Below are 20,823 nucleotides of genomic sequence, written 5' to 3' on the forward strand. Positions count from 1 at the left end.
GGCAGTGGTGCGTCGCCGGGCAGCGTCTGCGCGCGTCCGCCGGGCGGCGCGCACCGCGCCGAAGGTGACGCAAAATGCTCCTTGTGGCCATCAACCCCACACCTATATTGGTCAGTTGACCATGCGTCACGTCTGAGGGCGGGCGTGGTGTCAGTGACGGGGGAGGGCGGTGACTGGTGCTTTGCCGGTGAACGACGACGATCGGAACGGCGACGACGAGCGCCGTGCCGTGACGCGGACACAGTTCCGGCTGCTGACGTCCGCGGGTGTGGTGGGCGCGGTGCTGCTGGCGGTGTCACTGGGGCTGGATCTCAGTGGCGCCAACGCGATGAAGGTGCCGAAGGTGCCGAAGATCCCGAGCTTCCCGTCGGGACTGCCCACCGATCTCCCGACGTCGCCCCCCTCGCTCCCGCCGAGCACTGTTCCCACCAGCCTGCCGTCGGGATACCCCACCGCGCTGCCGTCGGGATACCCGACCACGCTGCCGTCTGGATACCCGACCGGTCTGCCGTCCGGCTTCCCTACGACCCTGCCCTCCGGCTTTCCGAGCCTGAGCGGGATGCCGAGTCTTTCCGGAGGCGGCCAGTGAACCGGCTTCGCGGTCCGCTGCGGCCACTCTCGGCGTCCTTCCGCGACGACTCGCTGGTCCGGGCGCGGGCGCTGCTCGTCGCCCGGCTCTTCACCGCGCTCTATCTGGTCGAGCTGGGTGTCAACCTGGTCCGTCCGCACCTGCTGCCGCACGAACCGGCGCTGTCGATCTTCTACTCGTACAAGGGCGTCCAGGGCAAGCTGAACCGTCTGCTCGCCACACCGGAGGCGGTCTTCTGGGTCGTCCTGGCAGGGATCGCTCTCGGCGCCGTCCTCCAGATCGCCGCCGCGGTGGTCCGTCGCTTCGGTAACGGCCTGACCGACCGCCGGGCCGCCACGTTGACCTGGATCACCGTGGGCTGCCTGCTACTGCCCCCCGGGCTGATCCCGATCGTCGTGCTCACCGAGTTCTTCCCGGTCACCCTGCTGTGCGTACCGACCACCCTGGCGGTGCTGCTCCTGCTGCGCGCGGTGGTCCGCTTCGGCCGCGTGTCCTGGACGGCCCTTTGCGGGGCGTTCGCCTGGGGAGCGCTGCTGGTGTTCGGCATCGGCCGCGCCGACACCGGGCTGGCCAGTGGCGCGATCGAAGGGCTGCTGGACAAGGACGTCTTCACTCATCTCGGTCAGAACGGCCTCAGCGGGATCGGGAAGGCGAACGCGGCCGTCTCCAAGAGTACCGACCTGCTGATCGTGCACCTGAGCGTCGTCAACTCGCTGGCGCTGGCGGCCGGGATCGTCCTGCTGTTGACGGCCCTACGTCACCGCATCACCGACACGGTGACGGGACTGGTGCTCGGCGCCGCCGCCGGTCTGGGCTACAACTTCGTGGCCGGGGTCCTCTATATCCAGATCTACGGGACGCTCGGCCCGCTGTTCGGCCCGACGGGTGGCTTCGAGTACTGGATCCGCCAGTCGATCGGGGTGTTCGGCGGAGAGGTGACCTTCGGGGCGCTGTTGGGCGCCGCGTGCGGCGCGGCCATGTCGGCGCGGCGCGCGGGCGCACCGGCCGACGGCGTCTCACGTGGCCGGCTGATGGCGCTCGGCCTGCTGGCGGCGGCGGGCGGGGAGGTCGGAGCCGAGACGGTGTCCGGCTGGCTCGCGTCCCTTTCGCATGTCACCACCGGTACCACCTTCGACACGCTGGTGGCCTCCCCCTTCTTCTGGCTGCTTCCCCAACTGCCTTTCCTGATACTGGCGGTGGCATTGCTGGTGACTGGCATGCGGACGCGCGGCCACACGCTGCGGGCGGCGGTCTCGGCCGAAGCCGCCGCGCCCCAAGGTGCGGCGTCCGGGGCTATCACGGCAGGCGAGACCGCCGTGCTCGGATCGCCGCAACTGCGCTTCTGGGCGCTGGTCAACACCTGGCGCCGCTACGGCAGGTCCACGGCGCTCGCTCTGCACCGCATCCAGTCGGCCCAGTTGGACCTGGCGGCCTGGCGGGCCCAACGGGATTCCGGCGCCCAGAGGGACGGCGAGGAGTCGCGAGGCGGCGAACTGCGCCTTCGGGTGCTGCGGTTGAAGAACGAGCGGAGGGCGGTCCACGTATGAGCGGAGGTCGGACGGCGCGGGTGGCGGCGCGGATCGGGGCCTGCGGGGCGGCGGCGGCCGCCGTGCTGCTGCTGGCTCCGCAGGAGGCTTCGGCCTGTGCGGTCGGGATCGGGTACGCGCCGAACATCAGCGTGGGCGACGTCATGAGGCACCGGACATGTTCGGCGGGGACGTCGGCGACCGGTTCCCTCGTGGTCGACCTGCTGGCGGTGGCGGCGTTGGCCGTGGCCGGTGTCCTGGTCCTGCGCAGCGCGGGCCGAGCGCTCAGCGCGGCGGGTGCGGCGGCCGCAGCGGCTTCGCCGGGCGGGGCGGCCGGCTTCGGTCCGCCTCCACAGATGCCGGGCCCCGGGGCGACCGACGCTCAGCGCCAGGCGCTGACCGATTACCTGTACTGGGCGGGCGTGCTGCCCTCGACCGGAGGTCCGCACAGTGCGTCGTCGTAGGTTCCGGCGCCTCGCGGCGCTCCTGGCCACTTTGTCCTTCCTCGTCGCGCTCACCGCGGCGGGCACGGTTTCCTCCGCCGCAGCCCGTGCCCCTGAGCCCGGCAGCCAGGAACTGCTGGTCCCCAAGGGCCGCGTGCTCCAAAAAGGGCGAATGGGATACTTCGCGAAGAAGGCCGTAGCGATTCCAGAATTTCGGTCGTTCGCCGCCACTCTGAAAGAATTCGCCGCCCACGGATGGCCCATGCTCCAAAAAGCGCCCGAGGCGGGCGAGGGGCATCATTTTACGCGAAATATCGATAAAATATTCTGGAATTTCGACTGGATGAAAGATGATGCAAAACTTCCTGACCTGCTGAAGGGGCGCCAGGACGAGTTCCTCGGGCGCCTCAATGCTTATGTGTCCGAAAGGGGAGGGACGCTCACCGAGGAAGGTCGCCAAAAACTGAGCGAGCGAGACCGTGATCGGTTCAGTCCGCTCAAGGCGGCCATGCTGAAACCCGATGATGCTGCGGATTTTGACACGGCCGCGGAGCTTCTGCTGGGAGACATGTCGGACTGGAGGGGGACGCCGCAGATCCTCACTCTCGCCGCCGGTTCCGGAAACGGCCTGGAGGACGAAGGCGGCGGTACTCTGCATGCGGAAACTCGCTGGGCCAGCTGGCTCAAGGAGGCCGTCGAAAACGTCGTCAGGCAGGTGGCACCGGAAGGGACACCGGAGCGAAAGATCAGGGAAGCCCGACGGGCGATATTCAAAGAGCCGATCGATCTCGAGGTCGGAGCAAGAACCAACTGTAATACCTGCAAGGCGGCATTGGAAAGTGATGGCGTCAGGATAAAGCGCGCGACTGCTCTTACTTTCTACGATAAAGCCGGATCGCCCATGGCCACCCGGTCGTCAATTATCTTGAAAGATCTGGTGCCGGTCTTTCTGAACGCGTACGACGGCTGGGTCGAAAAAGGGCCTGCTGTCGCCAGGGCGCAGATCAACGGCAAGAGTGATTGCCCCGGGTCGTCCGGCGTGCAGGAGATGGTCATGGCGGCAGCAGCGTCGCCGTGCGGCGGAAGCAGCGCTCTCGGCAAGGCTCTCGCCCAGCAGAAACTGGGCGGTGTCGACTTCACCCGGCTCCAGCTCCGCTACATGTCGGACGATGCCGGAGCCAAGGTCAAGTACGCCTTCTCCACAGCACCCGGCAAGCCGGGGGCCTACCAGAACGGCGCCGAGGGCCGGGCCGAAGCGATCGTCGGCATGGCGGACCTCCGGACCTGGCTGGTGCTCGGTCCGAATACGTTCTGGGTCAACCTCAACCCTGATCAGCCGGACCGCATCATCGACCCGAAGCTCGGTCAGACCTACGCCGGGCGAGCCCTGTTGGACGCGGACTGGCACATGAAGCAGACGTCCGCGAAGCTGCTCGACCCCAAGACCGCCCTCGGCTCCGAATTCTGGGACAAGTTCGCCCACACCGGGAAGACGAGCTGCTACTCCTCGCGGCTGTGGATCGTTCCGGGTGATGTACAGGTTCGCGAGAGCGGTGACTCGCTCTACGTACTGAAGGCCGATCTACGCGTCAGGACCGAGCCCATCGACCTTTCCCTCGCCGGGCGGTCGGCGTGCAACACCGATCCACAAGCAACAGCGCACAACGCCGCGCTGGACAAACGGCTGATCATTCCGAAGGTGCAGAAGGCCGTCAACACCGACCCGCAGTATGCGCCGATACGCCAAGCCTTCATGGCCCGAGTTGTCGCGCAGTGGATCCGTGACCGGCACGCCGAAGGTCACAGGACGTCCTTCGACAAGCTGATCGACTCGGGGAATCTGGGGCCGGCGAAGCTCAAGGGGCCGTGGCGGCCGCAGCAGGTGTTCCAGAACTATGTGCGTGCCGTCAAGGAGGGCGACTTCACGTACCACTACACCAGGCACGTCGGCGGTACGACCATGATCTACAAGCTGACCGTCGGCGGCGTCGACTTCAGCAAGGTGCATTCCAGCAAGCTCAGCGAGGCGGCCATGAACAAGGCGATCCCGGGCCTGGAGAAGACCGTCCGATCGGCAGGGGAAAGCCCGTCGAAGGCGTCCGACGGGTCGATCTGGCTCGGCGACACGGCCACTGGGCCCGGAGTCAGCACCCTGGACCGCATCACCGGTTTCCTCACCTCCCGCAACGGGGTCCTGGTCGCCGTCGGGGCCGGTGTGGCGCTGCTGCTGTTCTTCATCCGCGACGGCTCCACCCGCCGCCGCAAGTCCACCTCGGCGACCTGAGGGGCAGCGCGGGTCGTCATGATCCGAGGGGCCCGGTGTCCTGAGTCGATAATGCGCCGGCGGCATGCGGCGAGGGCGTCGAGGATCCGGCCGGCGGTCTTGGTCCGGACGAACGGCTTGGGGCTTTGTTCCACTCGTTGATCCACTGCCGGATGTCGCGCTCCAGCTCGGTGGCGCTCCGATGCGAGGATCTGTGGAGTTTCCGGTTCGTCGGTTCGGCGAGCCATCGCTCGTTGGCCCGGGGCACCGCAGATTCCGCCCACGCTCAGGACAGCCGGCTTTGCCGGCTGCTGGAGCAAGTCGGGTGCCGGCTACAAGCCGGCCGTGCTCAAGTCCCAGTGCAGCATGGGATGTTCAGGAATCGATGGCTTGTTCCCGCAGGCCCCGGACGAGGCATGGGAGAAGGTCTCCTGGGGCGGGCGACGGCGCGAAGCGGCCCCCGCGCCTGAGCGGGCACCGCGGACGGCACCACGCGCTGAGCCGGTCGAACGGGCGCCGTCGGCGTCAAGCAGTCGCCCACCGCCGTCACCATCTGCGGCGTTGCCACAGGACCGAGGAGCGGCCTGCGTGCGACGGCCCTCGCACGATCGAAGTCCCGCCACTCTCCGGCACTTGGCGAAAGTCCAGGTCAGACACCAAAATCCTGCTGGAGTATCAGCCGGCCTCCGCCTCGGCTCCTGCCTCCGGCTCCGCTCCGGCCGCCCCCAGCATCCGCCGCAGCATCCCCCGGAAGGCGAGCCGCTCGTCCCGGGAGAGCCCGGCCAGTGGCTCGCGCGCGAAGTCGAGCGAGTCGCCGAGCGCTCGGGCCACGCGCCGCCCCTCGGCGGTCGGCGCGGCCGTCTTGACCCGCCGGTCGCCGGGGGACGACAGCCGCTCGACGAGGCCGCGCGCCTCCAGCCGGTCCACGATGCCGGTCACGTTCGACGGCTCGCACTTCAGGCGCTGCGCCACCTGTCGCATCGGCAGCGGCTCCAACGAGAGCAGACCGAGGACCCGCGCCTGTGCCCCGGTGAGACCGTGCCGCGCGGCGGCCTCCTCGTACTCCTGGTGGTAGCGCGCGACGACCTCGCCGATCAGCTCGACGACCTCGAGCGTCAGGGGGTCCATACGGGTGCGGCACGGTGTGGTCATGCGTCCAGAATACCCATTTACTTGACATGCTGAAATGTTCAGGCGCATGGTTATTTCAGCACCTGAAACAATCTGGGCACCCCCCGTTCTCTCCCGAAGGATCAGCGCATGTCCGCCGACACCCCTCAGATCCCCGCCACCGGCCGTGAGTGGGCCCTGATCAGCCGCCCTGTGGGCTGGCCCGAGCCCTCGGACTTCGAGCTGCGCGAGGCCCCGGTCGTCGAGCCGGGCCCCGGCCAGATCCTGGTCAGGAACCTGTACGTGTCCGTGGATCCGTACATGCGCGGCCGCATGAGCGCCGCGAAGTCGTATGTCGCCCCGTACGAGCTGGGCAAGGCCATGCAGGGCGGCGCGGTCGGCGTCGTGCTCGCCTCGAACGACGAGGCCGTGGCCGTCGGCGACCACGTGCTGCACTTCTTCGGCTGGCGCGAGTACGCGACGTTCGACGCCAAGCAGGCCGTGAAGGTCGACCCGGACGCCGCGCCGCTGTCGACGTATCTCGGCGTGCTCGGCATGACGGGCCTGACGGCGTATGCGGGCCTGCTGCGTACGCTCGCCTTCAAGGAGGGCGACAGTGTCTTCGTCTCCGGTGCGGCGGGCGCGGTCGGCAGCCAGGTCGGCCAGATCGCCAAGCTCAAGGGCGCCTCGCGGGTCATCGGATCGGCCGGCTCGGACGAGAAGGTGAAGCTGCTCGTCGAGGAGTACGGCTTCGACGCGGCCTTCAACTACAAGAACGGCGACGTCCACCAGCAGCTGAAGGAGGCGGCCCCCGACGGCATCGACGTCTACTTCGACAACGTCGGCGGCGACCACCTGGAGGCCGCCATCGCCCGCCTCAACCGCGACGGCCGCATCGTCATCTGCGGCGCGATCTCCGCCTACAACAACACCGAGCCGGCCCCCGGCCCGCGCAACCTGACCCGCCTTATCCAGACCCGCGGCCGCATCGAGGGCTTCCTCGTCGGCGACCACTACGACCTGCAGCCGCAGTTCGTGGCGGAGGTCGGCGCATGGGTCCGCTCCGGCGAGCTGAAGTACCGCGAGACGGTTGTCGAGGGCATCGAGAACAACCTGGAGGCGTTCCTCGGGGTCCTGCGCGGCGACAACACCGGAAAGATGATCGTGAAGCTCTGAGCGGCTCGCGGCTCGCGGCTCGCGGCTCGCGGCTCGGGGCTCGCGAAACCCGGCCCTGGCCCCCGTCCATACACCCGCTTCTCGGGTGCTGTGACGGGGGCCACTTTCGTTCGCGGACCCGTCCGATAGTCTGATTCCGCTTTACGGATGACAGTTTCCGTCTTTCGGATTTTTCGACTTGCAGAGCTAGGGAGTACGGGCATGGCCATCACGCAGTCCGACGTCGTCTACACCGCCGTAGCCACCGCCGAGAACGGCCGCGACGGCCGTGTCGCCACCGACGACGGCAAGCTCGACGTCGTCGTCAACCCGCCCAAGGAGCAGGGCGGTTCGGGCGCGGGCACCAACCCGGAGCAGCTCTTCGCGGCCGGTTACAGCGCCTGCTTCCAGGGCGCCCTCGCCGTGGTCGCCCGCCAGGAGGGCGCCGACGTGTCGGGCTCGACGGTCACCGCGAAGGTCGGCATCGGCAAGAACGACGACGGCTTCGGCATCATCGTCGACATCTCGGCGTCGATCCCGAACGTCGACACCACCACCGCCCGCGAGCTGGTCGAGAAGGCCCACCAGGTCTGCCCCTACTCCAAGGCGACCCGCGGCAACATCACGGTCACGCTCACCGTCTGAGCCGCACCCGAACCGGCCGTACCGGCTCGAACGGCCCGTCCCGTAGGGTGTGCGCCATGCATGACCTCGGGGCGGGCTTCGGCTATCTGGTGAAAGGGCAGCGCTGGGTCGCCCGGCACGGCCGGCAGTACGGCCGGAGCCTGCTGCCCGGCCTGATCACCCTCGTCCTCTACGCGGCGGCGCTGATCTGCCTGGCGCTGTGGGGCGGGGACCTCGTCACCTGGGCGACGCCGTTCGCCGACCCCTGGACCTCCCCCTGGCAGGGCCTCTTCCGCGGCTTCCTCACAGCGGTCCTCTTCGCCCTGGCCCTCCTCCTCGCGGTCCTGACCTTCACAGCCGTGACGCTTCTGATCGGCCAGCCGTTCTACGAGTCCCTCTCCGAGCGGGTCGACATCGCGGAGGACGGCCACGCGCCCGAGTCCGGCCTCCCGCTCTGGCGGGACCTGTGGATCTCGGCCGTCGACAGCGTCCGCGTCCTGATCAGGGCGGCCCTGTGGGGCCTTCTCCTCTTCGCCCTCGGCTTCCTGCCGTTCGTAGGCCAGACGGTCGTCCCGGCCGTCGGCTTCCTCGTCACGGGCTTCTTCCTCACGGAGGAACTGACGGCGATCGCCCTTCAGCGCCGCGGCCTCGACCTCCGCACCCGTCTGACCCTGTTGCGCTCCCGCAGGGGACTGGCCTGGGGTTTCGGCACGCCGCTCGCCCTTGCCTTCCTTGTCCCGTTCGTGGCGGTGTTCCTGATGCCGGGGGCGGTGGCGGGCGCGACGCTGCTCGCACGCGACCTGGACGGCCCGGGTGAGCCCCGCCCGGACCGGGCGGACGAGGCCCGGACGGGAACACCCGCATGAGGACGGCGAACCTGGCAGTCCTCTTCCTGGCCGAGCTGACGGCGCTCGCGGCCGTGGGCGCCTACGGCTTCACCCGCGACGTGTCCCCCGCCCTGGCCTGGCTGTACGGCCTGGCCGCTCTCGCCGCGATGATCGTCACCTGGTCCCTCTTCGGCGCCCCGAAGGCCCGGCACCGGGCCCGCGGAGCGCTGCGCGTGGCGTTCGAGCTGGTCTGGTTCGGTGCGGGCGTCGTGGCCCTGGCACTGTCCTGCGGGTACGTGTGGGCGGCGGTCTTCGCGCTGGTCTGCGCGGTGAGCAAGGCGCTGGCCGTCCACTGGCGGCAGTGACCGGACGGTGCCGCCGAGCCCCTACCGGGCCTCGACGACCGCCCGGAAGCGTTCGGCGACGACGAGGGTGTCGCCGTCGATGACGGGGCGACGCCCCAGGAACCCGGCCACGCCCTCGCTCCGGAAGAACTCCTCGTGGGCCGCCCGCCACTGCGCCGCGTCGGCGTAGCCACGCCCTTCCGCGCGCGCGAAGTCGTCGTCGATCTCCCTCATGCGCACCACTCGCACCTCGACGACCTCGATCGTGACGGCGGGCGCACCCTCCGAGTCGAGCACCGAGAACCGCTGGCCGACCCGCGGCAGTGCCTCCCCGGCGTGCTCGTAGATCTCCAGTAGACCCGTGAGCGCGGTCTTGCGGCCGCTCAGGATCGCGGCGACGCCACGGTCGCGTTCCGGTCCGGGAAAGGCGAGTTCAAGGGTTGGAAGGTCATCGTGTCCCATCGGGGGAGCGTACTGCGGCCGCTCCCGCTCCGGCTGTCCGCTCCCGCTCCGGCTGTCCGCTCCCGCTCCCGCTCCCGCTCCGGCTCCCCGCTCCCGGTCAGCTCGGCCGGTCGACGGCCGCGCCTTCGAGCAGTGCCATGAAGTCCCGGAACGCCCCCGGCATGTCCACGGCGTCCGGGTCGAGGAGCCACTGGTACTGCAATCCGTCCATCACGGCCACGAGCAGCGGCGCCGCCTGCTCCGGGGTGAGGCCGCCGGGCAGCCGGTCCCCGTAGGCGCCGCGCAGCACCTGTGCCATCGAGCCGCGCACGCCGACATAACGGCGGGTGAAGAACTCCCGCGCCGGATGGCCCTCGGTCACCGACTCGCCGAGCAGCGCCGAGAAGGTCTGCACGATGCCGGGCCGCATCGCGTTGTACTCCACCAGCGAGGCGAGCAGATCCGGCCGCAGCTGGCCGTCCGGCACCGAGTCCCAGCGGTCCCGGTCCTCCAGAACGGCGACCAGCAGCGCCTCTTTCGTCGGGAAGTGGTGCAACAGGCCCTGCTGCGTGAGACCCACCCGCTCGGCGACGGCCGCGAGGCTCGCGCCCCGATACCCGCGCTCGGCGATCACTTCGAGCGCGGCCCGCAGGATCGCGGCCCGCCGTTCCCCGCTCCGCGCGGTCCTTGTGCTGCTCATGCCGTCACCGTATGACATCACGAGAAGATAACGAAACCTACCGTGTCACAGGTGACGGGTGCACGATGGGTGGCGCTCTCCCGGATGGGATCAGGCTTCGACGAGGAGGTTGCGGCGCATGACGTACGGGAACGGGAACCGCGGGGACCAGGGCGACACGGCGCGGGACCGGGCCCGTGAGGCCGCGGTCGAGGCGGTGGTCGAGGCCGCGCTCGGCAAGCTCGACCTCGACACCAAGGCGCGGCTGCTGTCCGGGCAGGACATGTGGTCGCTGCCCGCGATCCCCGAGATCGGGTTGCGGTCGATCGTCATGTCGGACGGCCCGATCGGCGTACGCGGTGTGCGCTGGAGCGCCGACGACCCGTCGGTCGCCCTCCCGTCCCCGACCGCCCTCGCCGCCACCTGGGACCCGGAACTCGCCCGTCGCGCGGGGAGGCTGCTCGCCCAGGAGGCCCGCCGCAAGGGCGTCCACGTCCTGCTCGCCCCGACCGTCAACCTGCACCGCTCCCCGCTCGGCGGCCGCCACTTCGAGGCGTACAGCGAGGACCCGTACCTCACCGGCGCCATCGGCACCGGCTACGTACAGGGCGTCCAGTCCGGCGGCGTCGCCACCACGGTCAAGCACTTCGTGGCCAACGACGCCGAGACCGACCGTTTCACCGTGAACAACGTGGTCGGTGAACGCGCCCTGCGCGAGCTGTACCTGGCGCCCTTCGAGGCCATCGTCACCGGCGCCCGCCCGTGGGGGATCATGACCGCCTACAACACCGTCAACGGCACGTCGATGACCGAGCACCGCCACCTCGTCCACGGCGTCCTGCGCGGCTCATGGGGCTTCGACGGCTTCAACGTCTCCGACTGGCTCGCCGCCCGCTCCACCGTCGGCGCCGTCAAGGGCGGCCTCGACGTCGCCATGCCGGGGCCGACGACCGTGTACGGGCCCGCGCTCGCCGCCGCCGTGCGCGCGGGCGAGGCCGACGAGTCCGAGGTCGACGCGGCCGTGCGCAACGTGCTCCGGCTCGCCGCCCGCGTCGGCGCGCTCGACGGCGCCGAACCCGCCGTCACCCGGCCGCCCGAGCCGGTCGACGGCACCGCGCTCGCCCGCGAGATCGCCCGCCGCTCCTTCGTCCTCGTCCGCAACCGCGGTGTCCTGCCACTGCGGTCCGGCGCCGAGGTCGCCCTCATCGGCGCCGCCGCCCGCGACGCCCGGATCCTCGGCGGCGGCTCCGCCACCGTCTTCCCGGCCCGCGTCGCCTCCCCGCTCGACGGCCTCACCGCCGCGCTGCCCGAAGGCGCGTTGACGTACGCGGTCGGCGCCGACCCGAGCGACGAACTCGCCTACGCCGACCAGGGGTTCGAACTGCGCGCGGTCTGCCGGAACGCCGCGGGCGACGTCATCGGCGAGCGCTCACTGCCCACGGGGCAGGTCCAGTGGCTCGGCTCCGACCTGCCCGACGGCGTCAGCCACGACGCGCTGCACAGCGTCGAGATCACGGGCACGTTCACGCCCCGGGAGAGCGGCGAGCACTCCTTCGGCACGCGCGGCCTCGGTGGCTTCACCCTGCGCGTCGACGACACCGTCGTCTACGACGGAACCCAGGAGATGGGCGCCGAGAGCGACCCGTTCGAGGCGTTCTTCGGGGCGCCGCGCGAGCGGGCCACGGTCCGGCTGACCGCCGGGGAGCCCGTGCCGGTCTCCCTGCGCCACCCGGTCGAACTGCCCTTCGAGATGCCGATGCCCGCCGTCGTCTTCGGCCTCCTGCACCTCGGGCCGCGCCGCGACCCGGACGAGCTGATCGCCGAGGCGGTCGACGCCGCCCGCGAGGCCGATGTGGCCGTCGTCGTGGTCGCCACGACCGAGACCGTCGAGTCCGAGGGCTTCGACCGCACGGACCTGCGACTCCCCGGCCGCCAGGACGACTTGGTCCGTGCCGTGGCCGCCGCCAACCCGAACACCGTCGTGGTCGTCAACTCCGGCTCCCCGGTGGAGCTGCCGTGGCGGGACGACGTGGCGGCGGTGCTGCTCAGCTGGTTCCCCGGCCAGGAGGGCGGCGACGCGCTCGCCGACGTCCTGCTCGGTACCGAGGAGCCCGGCGGTCGCCTACCCACCACGTGGGGCGCCCTGGCCGACGCGCCCGTCACCCGTGTGACACCACAGGACGGTCAACTCGCCTACTCCGAAGGAGTGTTCATCGGCTACCGAGCCTGGGAGAGGTCCGGCGCGACACCCGCCTACCCGTTCGGCCACGGCCTCGGCTACACCGACTGGACGTACGAGTCGGTCGACGTGACCGCAACCACCGGCACCACCGGCACAACCGGCGTCACTGGCCCTGCCGCCACTGCCACTGCCACCGTCACCGCCACGGTCCGCGTCCGCAACACGGGGCCCCGCCCCGGCCGCGAGGTGGTCCAGCTGTACCTGTCCCCGGCCGAACCCGACGCGGACCGCCCCGCCCGCTGGCTCGCCGCCTTCGCGAGCGTGATCGCGGCGCCCGGTGAGACGGTCGAAGCCCGCCTCGAACTCCCGCGCCGCGCCTTCGAGACCTGGGACGAGACGGCGCACGCCTGGACCCTGCGCGACGGCGGCTACCACCTGACGGCGGGCCGCTCGCTCACCGACGCCCGCGTCACGACACGCCTGGAGCTCAAGCCGTAGCGAACCCGTACACCGTCCGCGACCGGAACACCTCGCCCGGTCGCAGGACGGTGCTCGGGAAATCGGGCCGGTTCGGGGAGTCGGGGAAGTGCTGCGTCTCGAGCGCGATGCCGCCGCCGGGCGTGAACGGCAGCCCGGCGTCGAAGTGGTCCGCCGTGTACAGCTGAAGGCCCGGCTCGGTCGTCGCCACCGTCAGGACCCGCCCCGACACCGGATCGCGCAGCTCGGCGACGGGCACCGGCTCGTCCGTGACGCCCTTGTCGAGGACGTAGTTGTGGTCGTGACCCGGCCCCGGCACGCGCGCCGCACGGAAGTCGAACCGGGTCCCGTCCACCGCGCGCAGCTCACCGGTCGGGATCAGGTCGTCGTCCACCGCCGTCATCCGCGCCGCGTCGATCCGCACCTCGTGGCTCTTGGCGGCGTCCCCGGACCCGGCGCCCGCCAGGTTCCAGTAGGCGTGGTTGGTCAGGTTCACGACGGTCGGCGCGTCGGTGACGGCCTCGTACGAGATCGAGAGCGCCCCGCCCGGTTCCAGCGCGTACGTCACCGAGACGTCGAGCCGCCCCGGGAACCCCTCCTCGCCGTGCGGCGAGGTCCGGCTGAGCCGCACCCCGTGCTCACCGGCCGCCTGCGCCGCCCACACCCGCTTGTCGAAGCCGTGAGCGCCGCCGTGCAGGGCGTTGGGCCCGTTGTTCTGCTCCAGGTGGTAGATCAGGCCGTCGAGCGGGAAACGGCCGCGCGCGATCCGGTTCGCGTACCGGCCGACCAGCGCGCCCAGATACGGGCCCGGATGCGCCAGATAGCCGTCGAGCGCCGGGAGGCCGAGCACGACGTCGGCGACCGTGCCCGCCGCGTCCGGCACCTCGACCGACTGCAGGACGCCCCCGTACGTCAGGACGCGCGCCCGCACCCCGTCCCGCTCCAGGGTCACGCGGTGGACGTCGTGGCTGCCGAGGTCGCCGCCGCCCGGCAGAGAGCCGAAGAATTCGCTGTACATGATCACGACCCTACGCCCACCGACCCGGTGGCCCACCGACCCACTGGCCCGCCGGGCGCACGGCGGCTCAGCTCGGCGGCTCCTTCGCCGTCACCCCGCGGTAGGCGAGCGCGGCGAGCCGTGCCTGGCCGTCCCGGCTCGGGTGGAACCAGTCCCAGTGGCTCAACTGCTCCTCGCCGAAGCGGTACCCGAACACCGCGCCGCCGTCGTACCGGCACCGCTCGTCCTTCGCGCACACGCTCTTCAGGACCCGGTTGTACTCCTCCACCCGCTCCTGCACCGACGCGCGGCGCTCGGTCGCCGCGGCCGTCAGGTCGTCCGGGTCGGCGAGCATCGACGAGCAGATGCCCAGCCGCCACACCTCCTTGCCCAGCGGGTTGTTCCGCCCCTGCGACCAGAGCCGCTTGAGGTTCGGCACGCTCATCACGTACACCTGCGCCTGCGGCGCCTCCTGCCGGAGGCGGTGCAGCGCCGTCTCGAATTCGGAGCGGAACTCGGTGACCGGCGTCATCGACGCGACCGTCGGCCGGCACGCGTCGTTGGCTCCGGCCATCACGGTCACCAGGTCGGGGTTCCTGGCCCCGGCCCGCGCCATCTGCCCGGACAGATCGGCCATCCGGGCCCCGGTCCTGGCCAGATTCCAACTGTGCGTCCTGGCCCGGCCCTTGCCGAGCAGCCGTACGGCGAGGCTGTCGACCCGCGGATCGGAACCGGTCGCCCAGGACGCCTCGGGGCAGTCGGAGAGCACGGTGCACGCGTCGAACCCGCGCGTGATCGAGTCGCCCACCGCGGCGATCGATCGCGGCCGCGTGTCCCACACCGCGGCGGACTTCGGCGACGGGCCCCCGGCCGTGGAGCCGGAGGAAGCCGGAGAGTTGCCGCCCGACGCGTCGCACCCGGTGAGCGCCGAGACACCGAGCGCGGCCGCCGCCACGACACCGGCGACGGCCCGAACGGTGTTCGGCCGGTTACCTCTGGTCCGCCTGACCCCCATCCGTGCTCCCCTCTGTCGCCGCGCGTGTTGTCCTACGTCGGTCAAAGGTGCGCCCCGCCGAGTGAAAGGTCGGTGTCGAAGCGCACCGGTACCGACGGTACGTCACACTCCTTGCAGTTCCGCGCGATAGCCTCGCCCCGGGGCCACCGGACGACCCAGTGATACCCCGCTGTACCGGTTCCGCTAAATTACAACACGTCAGATGTGTCCCTTTTTGTCGGTACCTTTTCGGTTCGGTGAAAGGGAATGAAGGTTCGGCACGGGCGCGAGGCCGCCGGGAGGCGAACCTCGACCCACACGGGAGGTCCCGGTGACGACACGTGGAGTCCTGTACGTGCACTCCGCTCCGCGCGCGCTGTGCCCGCACGTCGAATGGGCGGTCGCGGGCGTCCTGGGCGCGCGCGTCAGCCTCGACTGGATCAGACAGCCCGCCGCGCCCGGCACCTGGCGCTCGGAGTTCTCCTGGCAGGGCGAGCCCGGCACCGCCGCCAAGCTCGCCTCCGCGCTGCGCGGCTGGCAGTTGCTGCGCTTCGAGGTGACCGCACAGCCGTGCGAGGCCGCGGAGGGTGAGCGCTACAGCGCCACGCCCGAGCTCGGCATCTTCCACGCCGTCACCGGTATCCACGGCGACATCCTCATCCCGGAGGACCGCCTGCGCGCGGCCCTCTCCCGCGCCCAGGACGGTGAGACGGACCTCGAGTCCGAACTGACCAGACTCCTCGGCAAGCCCTGGGACGACGAACTGGAGCCCTTCCGCTACGCGGGCGAGGGCGCCCCGGTGAGGTGGCTCCACCAGGTGGTGTAGTCACAGGTCGCGCAGCCACCTCGCCGTGGCGGCAAGGCCCGCGGCGGAGAGCCCCGTGGCGGAAAGGCCCGTATCAGAAGGGCCCGTGGCGGAAAGACCCGTGACAACGAGAAGGTGGGCCCGCCCCCGGTCCGGGGCGGGCCCACCGTCAGGTCAGGCGGGACGGACCGTCACACGGACCGGAACGCCAGAACCACGTTGTGGCCGCCGAACCCGAACGAGTCGTTCAGCGCGGCGATCCGGCCCTCGACAGGAAGCTTGCGGGCCTCACCGCGGACGATGTCGGCCGCGGCCTCGGCCTCGGGGTCGATCTCCTCGACGTTGATCGTCGGCGGAGCCACCCGGTGGTACAGCGCCAGGATCGACGCCACGGTCTCCACACCGCCCGCGCCACCGAGCAGGTGCCCGGTCATCGACTTCGTCGCGGAGACGGCCATGTGGTCCATGTCGTCGCCGAAGACCTTGCGCAGCGCCTTCAGCTCGGCCACGTCACCGGCGGGCGTCGACGTCGCGTGCGCGTTGACGTGCACGATCTCGGCCGGGTCCAGGTCGGTGTTGTCCAGCAGGTTCTGCAGGGCGTGCGCGATACCGCGGCCCTCCGGCTCCGGCTGCACGATGTCGTGGCTGTCGGCGGAGATGCCCTGGCCGACCGCCTCCGCGTAGACGCGGGCGCCGCGCGCCGCGGCGTGCTCGGCGGACTCCAGGACGATCACGCCCGCGCCCTCACCGAGGACGAAGCCGTCACGGGCGACGTCGTAGGGGCGCGAGGCGCCCTGCGGGTCGTCGTTGTTCTTGGACATCGCCATCATGTTGCCGAACGCGGCGATCGGCAGCGGGTGGATGGCCGCCTCGGTACCGCCCGCGACGACGACGTCGGCACGGCCGGAGCGGATCATCTCGATCGCGTACCCGATGGCCTCGGCGCCCGAGGCGCAGGCGGAGACCGGGGTGTGCACGCCCGCGCGGGCGCCCACGAGCAGCCCCACGTTGGCGGAGGGGCCGTTGGGCATCAGCATCGGGACGGTGTGCGGGGAGACGCGGCGTACGCCCTTCTCCTTCAGCACGTCGTACTGGTCGAGCAGCGTGGTCACGCCGCCGATGCCGGACGCGATGACGGCGCCCAGCCGGTCGGGGTCCACGGACGCGCCCGGCGCGGAAGCGTCTGACGTCTGCGTGCCCGCCTTGTCGGTGAAGCCGGCGTCGGCCCACGCCTCCTTGGCGGCGATCAGCGCGAACTGCGCGGAACGGTCCAGCCTGCGGGCCTGCGGACGAGGAAGGACCTCGCCGGGCTCCACGGCGACCCGTGCCGCGATACGGACCGCCTGCTCGGCGGCCCACTCCTGGTCGAGGGGCTTGACGCCGGAACGACCGGCGACAAGGCCCTCCCAAGTGGATGTCGCGTCGCCACCCAGCGGTGAGGTTGCGCCGATACCGGTGACGACCACGGTGCGATTGGTCGAGCTCACGGGAATTCTTTCTCCAACAGATGCGAGGAGGACAACCCCCGCTTCCGCGGGGACTACGGCGCCACCGCCGGGTGGCGGAGCGACTGACCTTACGGTCTGAGGCGTGTGACTCAGGCCTGGTGGTCGAGGATGTACTTCGTGGCGTCGCCGACGGTCTTGAGGTTCTTGACGTCGTCGTCGGGGATCTTGACGTCGAACTTCTCCTCGGCGGCGACGACGACCTCGACCATGGACAGCGAGTCGACGTCCAGGTCGTCGGTGAAGGACTTGTCCAGCTGGACGTCCTCGGTGGGGATGCCGGCGATCTCGTTGACGATCTCAGCGAGACCGTCGACGATCTCCTTCTCGGTGGCGGCCATTGTGGCGCTCCTTCGGTGTGTATCCAGAGGGTGTGGCGCCCGCCGCGGCAGCGGCAGGTTGTTGTGACCGTGCGGACCTGATGATCCGTACGGGATGCCTAGGGGAGGGTAACGACCGTCGCGGCGAACACGAGACCCGCCCCGAAGCCGATGACGAGCGCGGTGTCGCCGCTCTTCGCCTCACCGGTCGCCAGGAGCCGCTCCATCGCGAGCGGGATCGAGGCGGCCGAGGTGTTCCCGGTGGTGCGCACGTCGCGGGCGACCGTGACATGCTCCGGCAGCTTGAGTGTCTTCACCATCGAGTCGATGATCCGCTCGTTGGCCTGGTGCGGAATGAAGACGTCCAGGTCGTCCGGCGAGAGCCCGGCGGCGTCCAGCGCCTCCTTGGCGACCTTCGCCATCTCGAACACGGCCCAGCGGAAGACCGCCTGGCCCTCCTGCGTGATCGCGGGGAACTTGACGTTGCCCTCGGAGTCCAGCGGCAGCTGCGACACGTCGCCGACCCGGAACACGTTCCACGGCACGGTCTGCTTGATCGTCCCGGCCTTGTCGCCCTCCGAGCCCCAGACCGTCGGGCCGATCGCGGGCTCCTGGGAGGGGCCCACGACCACCGCGCCGGCACCGTCGCCGAACAGGAACGCGGTCGCCCGGTCCCCGAGGTCGGTCAGGTCCGAGAGCCGCTCCACGCCGATCACGAGGACGTACTCCGCGCTGCCCTCGACGATCATGCCCTTGGCGAGGGTGAGCCCGTAGCCGAAACCGGCACAGCCCGCGGAGATGTCGAACGCGGCGGCCTTGTCCGTGCCCAGCTTGTCCGCGATCTCCGTCGCGATGGCCGGGGTCTGCGCGAAGTGCGAGACGGTGGAGACGACCACGGCGCCGACCTGCTCGGGCCGGATGCCCGCGTCCGCGATGGCCTTGCCGGACGCCTCGACCGACATCATCGAGACGGTCTCCTCGTCGCTCGCCCAGTGCCGCGAGGCGATGCCGGAGCGAGAACGGATCCATTCGTCGGACGAATCGATCTTCTCGAGGATCACGTCGTTCGGGACGACCCGCGTCGGGCGGTAGCCGCCGACGCCGAGGATGCGCGCGTACGGGGCACCCTTGCTTGCCTTGATCTTCGACATGCTGCTCGGGTCTCCTGTCAGGCCGTGGCTTCGGCGGCGGCTTCGGCGGTGGCGGCGATCAGATCGCGGGCCGCGTCGAGGTCGTCGGGGGTCTTCAGGGCCAGTGTCTTGACGCCGGGCAGGGCGCGCTTGGCGATGCCGGTGAGGGTGCCGCCCGGGCAGACCTCGATCAGCGCCGTCACGCCGAGCTCCTGGAACGTCTCCATGCACAGGTCCCAGCGGACCGGGTTGGCGACCTGGCCGACGAGGCGGGAGAGCACCTCGGCGCCGGTCGCGACCGTCTTGCCGTCCTTGTTCGACACGTACGTGACCGCGGGGTCGGCCGGGGCCAGTTCCGCGGCGGCCTCCTCCAGCTTCGCCACGGCCGGAGCCATGTGGCGGGTGTGGAACGCTCCGGCCACCTTCAGCGGCACCACGCGGCGCACACCCTCCGGCTTGTCCTCGGCCAGCGCGGCCAGCTCCTCGAGCGTGCCGGCGGCCACGATCTGGCCCGCGCCGTTCACGTTCGCCGGGGTCAGGCCCAGCTTCTCCAGGTGCGGGACCGTCACCTCGGGGTCGCCGCCGAGCAGCGCCGACATGCCGGTCTCGGTGATCGCGGCGGCCTCGGCCATCGCCAGGCCACGCCTGCGCACGAGCGTCAGGGCCGTGGTGTCGTCGAGCACGCCCGCGAACGCGGCCGCGGTGATCTCGCCGACGCTGTGCCCCGCCACCGCGCCGGGCGCGGCCTGTTCCTCCCGTCGCCCGCCACCGCCCTCGGCCGAGGCCCTTCGGGCCGCCGCGTCGATTCCTAGGGCGGAGGCCGACAGCAGACCGGCCGCCACGAGCAGCGGCTGGGCGACGGCCGTGTCACGGATCGCGTCCGCGTCGGCCTGCGTGCCGTAGTGGGCCAGGTCGAGGCCGATGGCGTCGGACCACGCGGCGACGCGGGCGGCGGCGCCGGGCAGTTCGAGCCAGGGAGTCAGGAAGCCGGGCGTCTGGGCGCCTTGGCCGGGAGCGACGAGTACGAGCACTCTCACACTCTCTCTTGGGGACGGGTCGGGCCGCCCGTGGGGACAGGGACGAAGAACCGAAGGGGGAATTGTAGACCCCCGACAAAATCCTACGACTGGGGATCCGCGTCGACCAGACGCCCCAGGATCAGCGCGATACGCAAGGTGAACGCCGAGCGGACATCGGACGGTGACCATCCGGTGACGTCGGTCACACGTCGGAGCCGGTAGCGGACGGTGTTCGGGTGCACGAAGAGCATTCGGGCCGCGCCCTCCAGACTGCTCGCCTGCTCCAGATAGACGCTGAGCGTCTCCAGAAGCGCCGAGCCCGCCTCCTCCAGCGGTCTGTAGATCTCCTCCACCAACTGCTCGCGCGCGGACGGGTCTCCCGCGATGGCGCGCTCCGGCAGCAGATCGTCCGCCAGAACCGGCCGCGGAGCGTCCTGCCACGCCCCGCACGCCTTGAGCCCCGCGGCCGCGGCCTGCGCGGACCGGGTCGCCGCGAGCAGGTCCGGCACCACGGGCCCGGCCACCACGGGGCCCGCCGCGAACGGGCCGATCAGCGACTTCGCCACGGCCAGCGGATTGTCGCTGCCGCCCGCGATCACGACGAGCCGGTTGCCGAGCACACCCGTCAGGACCTGCACCTTCGCGTGCCGCGACGCCCGCCGGATCGCCTCCACGGTCAGTTCGCTGTCGCCGTCCGGTGCTGTGCCGAGCACCACGCACACATGCTCCGGGGCGTTCCAGCCGAGCGCCGCGGCCCGGCTGACCGCGCCCTCGTCCGCCTCGCCCGACAACACCGCGTTGACGACCAGCGACTCCAGACGGGCGTCCCAGGCGCCGCGCGCCTCCGCCGCCTGCGCGTACACCTGCGCCGTCGCGAACGCGATCTCGCGTGCGTACACGAGCAGCGCCTCGCGCAGCACACTCTCGTCACCGGGGGCGGCGACCTCGTCGATCGCGCTCTCCATGACCTCGATGGTGGTGCGCACCATCTCCACGGTCTGGCGCAGAGTGATCGCCCGGGTCAGCTCGCGCGGCGCCGTGCCGAACACGTCCGTCGAGATCGCCTGCGGAGCGTCGGGGTGCCGGAACCATTCTGTGAACGCCGCGATACCCGCCTGCGCGACGAGCCCGATCCACGACCGGTTCTCCGGCGGCATGGCCCGGTACCAGGGCAGCGTCTCGTCCATGCGCGTGATCGCCTGCGCGGCGAGGGCGCCGGACGACTTCTCGAGGCGCTTCAGCGTTGCCGCGTGCGGATGCGGCCGCTGGTGCGGCTCGCCGGGGGAGGTGTTCTCTGGGGGCTGCGCTGATTCCGATTGGGGCACGGAACAAGACTGCCTTATCGGGACGGCTCGGCTGAGCGGAGGGTGGGAACCGGTGCTCGGATCCGCCA

General features: G+C 70.8%; 20 protein-coding genes. 10 read left to right on the top strand and 10 right to left on the bottom strand.

All coding sequences use genetic code 11. From position 1 onward, the window contains the following. Positions 1 to 187: 187 nt before the first annotated feature. The 4 genes from OFY01_RS09450 to OFY01_RS09465 are packed head-to-tail and all read left to right on the top strand — an operon-like array spanning position 188 to position 4,842. The gene (locus OFY01_RS09450; RefSeq protein WP_266598220.1) at positions 188 to 589 is read left to right on the top strand and encodes a hypothetical protein; all 402 of its coding nucleotides are present in this window, start codon (positions 188 to 190) and stop codon (positions 587 to 589) included. Next, positions 586 to 2,136, top strand: a complete 1,551-nt coding sequence (locus OFY01_RS09455) for a PrsW family glutamic-type intramembrane protease (protein WP_266598222.1) — start codon at positions 586 to 588, stop codon at positions 2,134 to 2,136. Before OFY01_RS09450 ends, OFY01_RS09455 begins: the two co-directional genes overlap by 4 nt. Beyond that, on the top strand, positions 2,133 to 2,579 hold the full coding sequence (locus OFY01_RS09460) for a hypothetical protein (RefSeq protein WP_266598224.1): 447 nt from the start codon (positions 2,133 to 2,135) through the stop codon (positions 2,577 to 2,579). The genes OFY01_RS09455 and OFY01_RS09460 overlap by 4 nt, the downstream gene beginning before the upstream one ends. A 31-nt stretch (positions 2,580 to 2,610) precedes the next feature. Further along, positions 2,611 to 4,842, top strand: a complete 2,232-nt coding sequence (locus tag OFY01_RS09465; protein WP_266598226.1) for a hypothetical protein — start codon at positions 2,611 to 2,613, stop codon at positions 4,840 to 4,842. Positions 4,843 to 5,496: 654 nt separating this feature from the next. On the opposite strand, the gene OFY01_RS09470 is transcribed toward OFY01_RS09465, so the two are convergent. Continuing rightward, positions 5,497 to 5,973: a MarR family winged helix-turn-helix transcriptional regulator gene (locus OFY01_RS09470; protein WP_266598228.1), complete on the bottom strand. Its 477-nt coding sequence runs from the start codon at positions 5,971 to 5,973 to the stop codon at positions 5,497 to 5,499. 108 nt (positions 5,974 to 6,081) lie between these two features. Between OFY01_RS09470 and OFY01_RS09475 the strand changes: the two genes are divergently transcribed. The 4 genes from OFY01_RS09475 to OFY01_RS09490 all read left to right on the top strand — a co-directional run bounded on the left by OFY01_RS09475 (position 6,082) and on the right by OFY01_RS09490 (position 8,902). Beyond that, the gene (locus OFY01_RS09475) at positions 6,082 to 7,107 is read left to right on the top strand and encodes an NADP-dependent oxidoreductase (RefSeq protein ID WP_266598230.1); all 1,026 of its coding nucleotides are present in this window, start codon (positions 6,082 to 6,084) and stop codon (positions 7,105 to 7,107) included. A gap of 201 nt (positions 7,108 to 7,308) precedes the next feature. Then, positions 7,309 to 7,731 (top strand): organic hydroperoxide resistance protein, encoded by a 423-nt coding sequence (locus tag OFY01_RS09480; RefSeq protein WP_266598232.1) that lies wholly within the window; start codon positions 7,309 to 7,311, stop codon positions 7,729 to 7,731. A gap of 56 nt (positions 7,732 to 7,787) precedes the next feature. Continuing rightward, entirely contained in the window at positions 7,788 to 8,576 is a 789-nt protein-coding gene (locus OFY01_RS09485; protein ID WP_266598234.1) for an EI24 domain-containing protein, read from the top strand. Continuing rightward, positions 8,573 to 8,902 (top strand): YrdB family protein, encoded by a 330-nt coding sequence (locus OFY01_RS09490; RefSeq protein WP_266598236.1) that lies wholly within the window; start codon positions 8,573 to 8,575, stop codon positions 8,900 to 8,902. The genes OFY01_RS09485 and OFY01_RS09490 overlap by 4 nt, the downstream gene beginning before the upstream one ends. Before the next feature lie 21 nt (positions 8,903 to 8,923). Here OFY01_RS09490 and OFY01_RS09495 read toward each other — a convergent pair whose 3' ends face one another. Both OFY01_RS09495 and OFY01_RS09500 read right to left on the bottom strand, forming a co-directional pair. Further along, the gene (locus OFY01_RS09495) at positions 8,924 to 9,343 is read right to left on the bottom strand and encodes an ASCH domain-containing protein (protein ID WP_266598238.1); all 420 of its coding nucleotides are present in this window, start codon (positions 9,341 to 9,343) and stop codon (positions 8,924 to 8,926) included. A gap of 97 nt (positions 9,344 to 9,440) precedes the next feature. Beyond that, a complete protein-coding gene (locus tag OFY01_RS09500; RefSeq protein WP_266598240.1) occupies positions 9,441 to 10,040 on the bottom strand; it encodes a TetR/AcrR family transcriptional regulator in 600 nt (199 codons plus the stop codon). Between the two features lie 100 nt (positions 10,041 to 10,140). Here OFY01_RS09500 and OFY01_RS09505 point away from each other — a divergent pair, with 100 nt between their 5' ends. Further along, on the top strand, positions 10,141 to 12,681 hold the full coding sequence (locus tag OFY01_RS09505; protein WP_266598261.1) for a glycoside hydrolase family 3 protein: 2,541 nt from the start codon (positions 10,141 to 10,143) through the stop codon (positions 12,679 to 12,681). Here the strand turns inward: OFY01_RS09505 and OFY01_RS09510 are convergent. Both OFY01_RS09510 and OFY01_RS09515 read right to left on the bottom strand, forming a co-directional pair. Next, on the bottom strand, positions 12,671 to 13,678 hold the full coding sequence (locus tag OFY01_RS09510; RefSeq protein ID WP_266598262.1) for an aldose epimerase family protein: 1,008 nt from the start codon (positions 13,676 to 13,678) through the stop codon (positions 12,671 to 12,673). The genes OFY01_RS09505 and OFY01_RS09510 overlap by 11 nt on opposite strands. Positions 13,679 to 13,745: 67 nt before the next feature. Then, a complete protein-coding gene (locus tag OFY01_RS09515) occupies positions 13,746 to 14,672 on the bottom strand; it encodes an SGNH/GDSL hydrolase family protein (RefSeq protein WP_266598263.1) in 927 nt (308 codons plus the stop codon). Between the two features lie 310 nt (positions 14,673 to 14,982). Here OFY01_RS09515 and OFY01_RS09520 point away from each other — a divergent pair, with 310 nt between their 5' ends. Beyond that, positions 14,983 to 15,477 (top strand): DUF3145 domain-containing protein, encoded by a 495-nt coding sequence (locus tag OFY01_RS09520; protein WP_266598264.1) that lies wholly within the window; start codon positions 14,983 to 14,985, stop codon positions 15,475 to 15,477. Positions 15,478 to 15,647: 170 nt separating this feature from the next. On the opposite strand, the gene OFY01_RS09525 is transcribed toward OFY01_RS09520, so the two are convergent. The 5 genes from OFY01_RS09525 to OFY01_RS09545 all read right to left on the bottom strand — a co-directional run bounded on the left by OFY01_RS09525 (position 15,648) and on the right by OFY01_RS09545 (position 20,755). Next, positions 15,648 to 16,943 carry a beta-ketoacyl-[acyl-carrier-protein] synthase family protein gene (locus OFY01_RS09525; protein ID WP_266598265.1) on the bottom strand — a complete coding sequence of 432 codons (1,296 nt, stop codon included), beginning with the start codon at positions 16,941 to 16,943 and terminating at the stop codon, positions 15,648 to 15,650. 110 nt (positions 16,944 to 17,053) lie between these two features. Continuing rightward, complete coding sequence (locus OFY01_RS09530) at positions 17,054 to 17,302, bottom strand: acyl carrier protein (protein WP_266598266.1); 249 nt, start codon at positions 17,300 to 17,302, stop codon at positions 17,054 to 17,056. Between the two features lie 98 nt (positions 17,303 to 17,400). Next, positions 17,401 to 18,432, bottom strand: a complete 1,032-nt coding sequence (locus OFY01_RS09535; protein ID WP_266598267.1) for a ketoacyl-ACP synthase III — start codon at positions 18,430 to 18,432, stop codon at positions 17,401 to 17,403. A 17-nt stretch (positions 18,433 to 18,449) separates the two neighbouring features. Then, positions 18,450 to 19,442 (bottom strand): ACP S-malonyltransferase, encoded by a 993-nt coding sequence (locus tag OFY01_RS09540; protein ID WP_266598316.1) that lies wholly within the window; start codon positions 19,440 to 19,442, stop codon positions 18,450 to 18,452. Between the two features lie 89 nt (positions 19,443 to 19,531). Continuing rightward, on the bottom strand, positions 19,532 to 20,755 hold the full coding sequence (locus tag OFY01_RS09545; protein ID WP_407700310.1) for a PucR family transcriptional regulator: 1,224 nt from the start codon (positions 20,753 to 20,755) through the stop codon (positions 19,532 to 19,534). Positions 20,756 to 20,823 lie beyond the last annotated feature (68 nt).

The organism is Streptomyces beihaiensis (assembly GCF_026274175.1).
Taxonomy (GTDB): domain Bacteria; phylum Actinomycetota; class Actinomycetes; order Streptomycetales; family Streptomycetaceae; genus Streptomyces; species Streptomyces beihaiensis.

Coding starts and splice junctions, on each gene's coding strand:
- OFY01_RS09460 (WP_266598224.1), top strand. CDS start 2,133: ATGAGCGGAGGTCGGACGGCGCGGGTGGCGGCGCGGATCGGGGCCTGC.
- OFY01_RS09470 (WP_266598228.1), bottom strand. CDS start 5,973: ATGACCACACCGTGCCGCACCCGTATGGACCCCCTGACGCTCGAGGTC.
- OFY01_RS09475 (WP_266598230.1), top strand. CDS start 6,082: ATGTCCGCCGACACCCCTCAGATCCCCGCCACCGGCCGTGAGTGGGCC.
- OFY01_RS09480 (WP_266598232.1), top strand. CDS start 7,309: ATGGCCATCACGCAGTCCGACGTCGTCTACACCGCCGTAGCCACCGCC.
- OFY01_RS09485 (WP_266598234.1), top strand. CDS start 7,788: ATGCATGACCTCGGGGCGGGCTTCGGCTATCTGGTGAAAGGGCAGCGC.
- OFY01_RS09490 (WP_266598236.1), top strand. CDS start 8,573: ATGAGGACGGCGAACCTGGCAGTCCTCTTCCTGGCCGAGCTGACGGCG.
- OFY01_RS09495 (WP_266598238.1), bottom strand. CDS start 9,343: ATGGGACACGATGACCTTCCAACCCTTGAACTCGCCTTTCCCGGACCG.
- OFY01_RS09500 (WP_266598240.1), bottom strand. CDS start 10,040: ATGTCATACGGTGACGGCATGAGCAGCACAAGGACCGCGCGGAGCGGG.
- OFY01_RS09505 (WP_266598261.1), top strand. CDS start 10,141: ATGACGTACGGGAACGGGAACCGCGGGGACCAGGGCGACACGGCGCGG.
- OFY01_RS09510 (WP_266598262.1), bottom strand. CDS start 13,678: ATGTACAGCGAATTCTTCGGCTCTCTGCCGGGCGGCGGCGACCTCGGC.
- OFY01_RS09515 (WP_266598263.1), bottom strand. CDS start 14,672: ATGGGGGTCAGGCGGACCAGAGGTAACCGGCCGAACACCGTTCGGGCC.
- OFY01_RS09530 (WP_266598266.1), bottom strand. CDS start 17,302: ATGGCCGCCACCGAGAAGGAGATCGTCGACGGTCTCGCTGAGATCGTC.
- OFY01_RS09535 (WP_266598267.1), bottom strand. CDS start 18,432: ATGTCGAAGATCAAGGCAAGCAAGGGTGCCCCGTACGCGCGCATCCTC.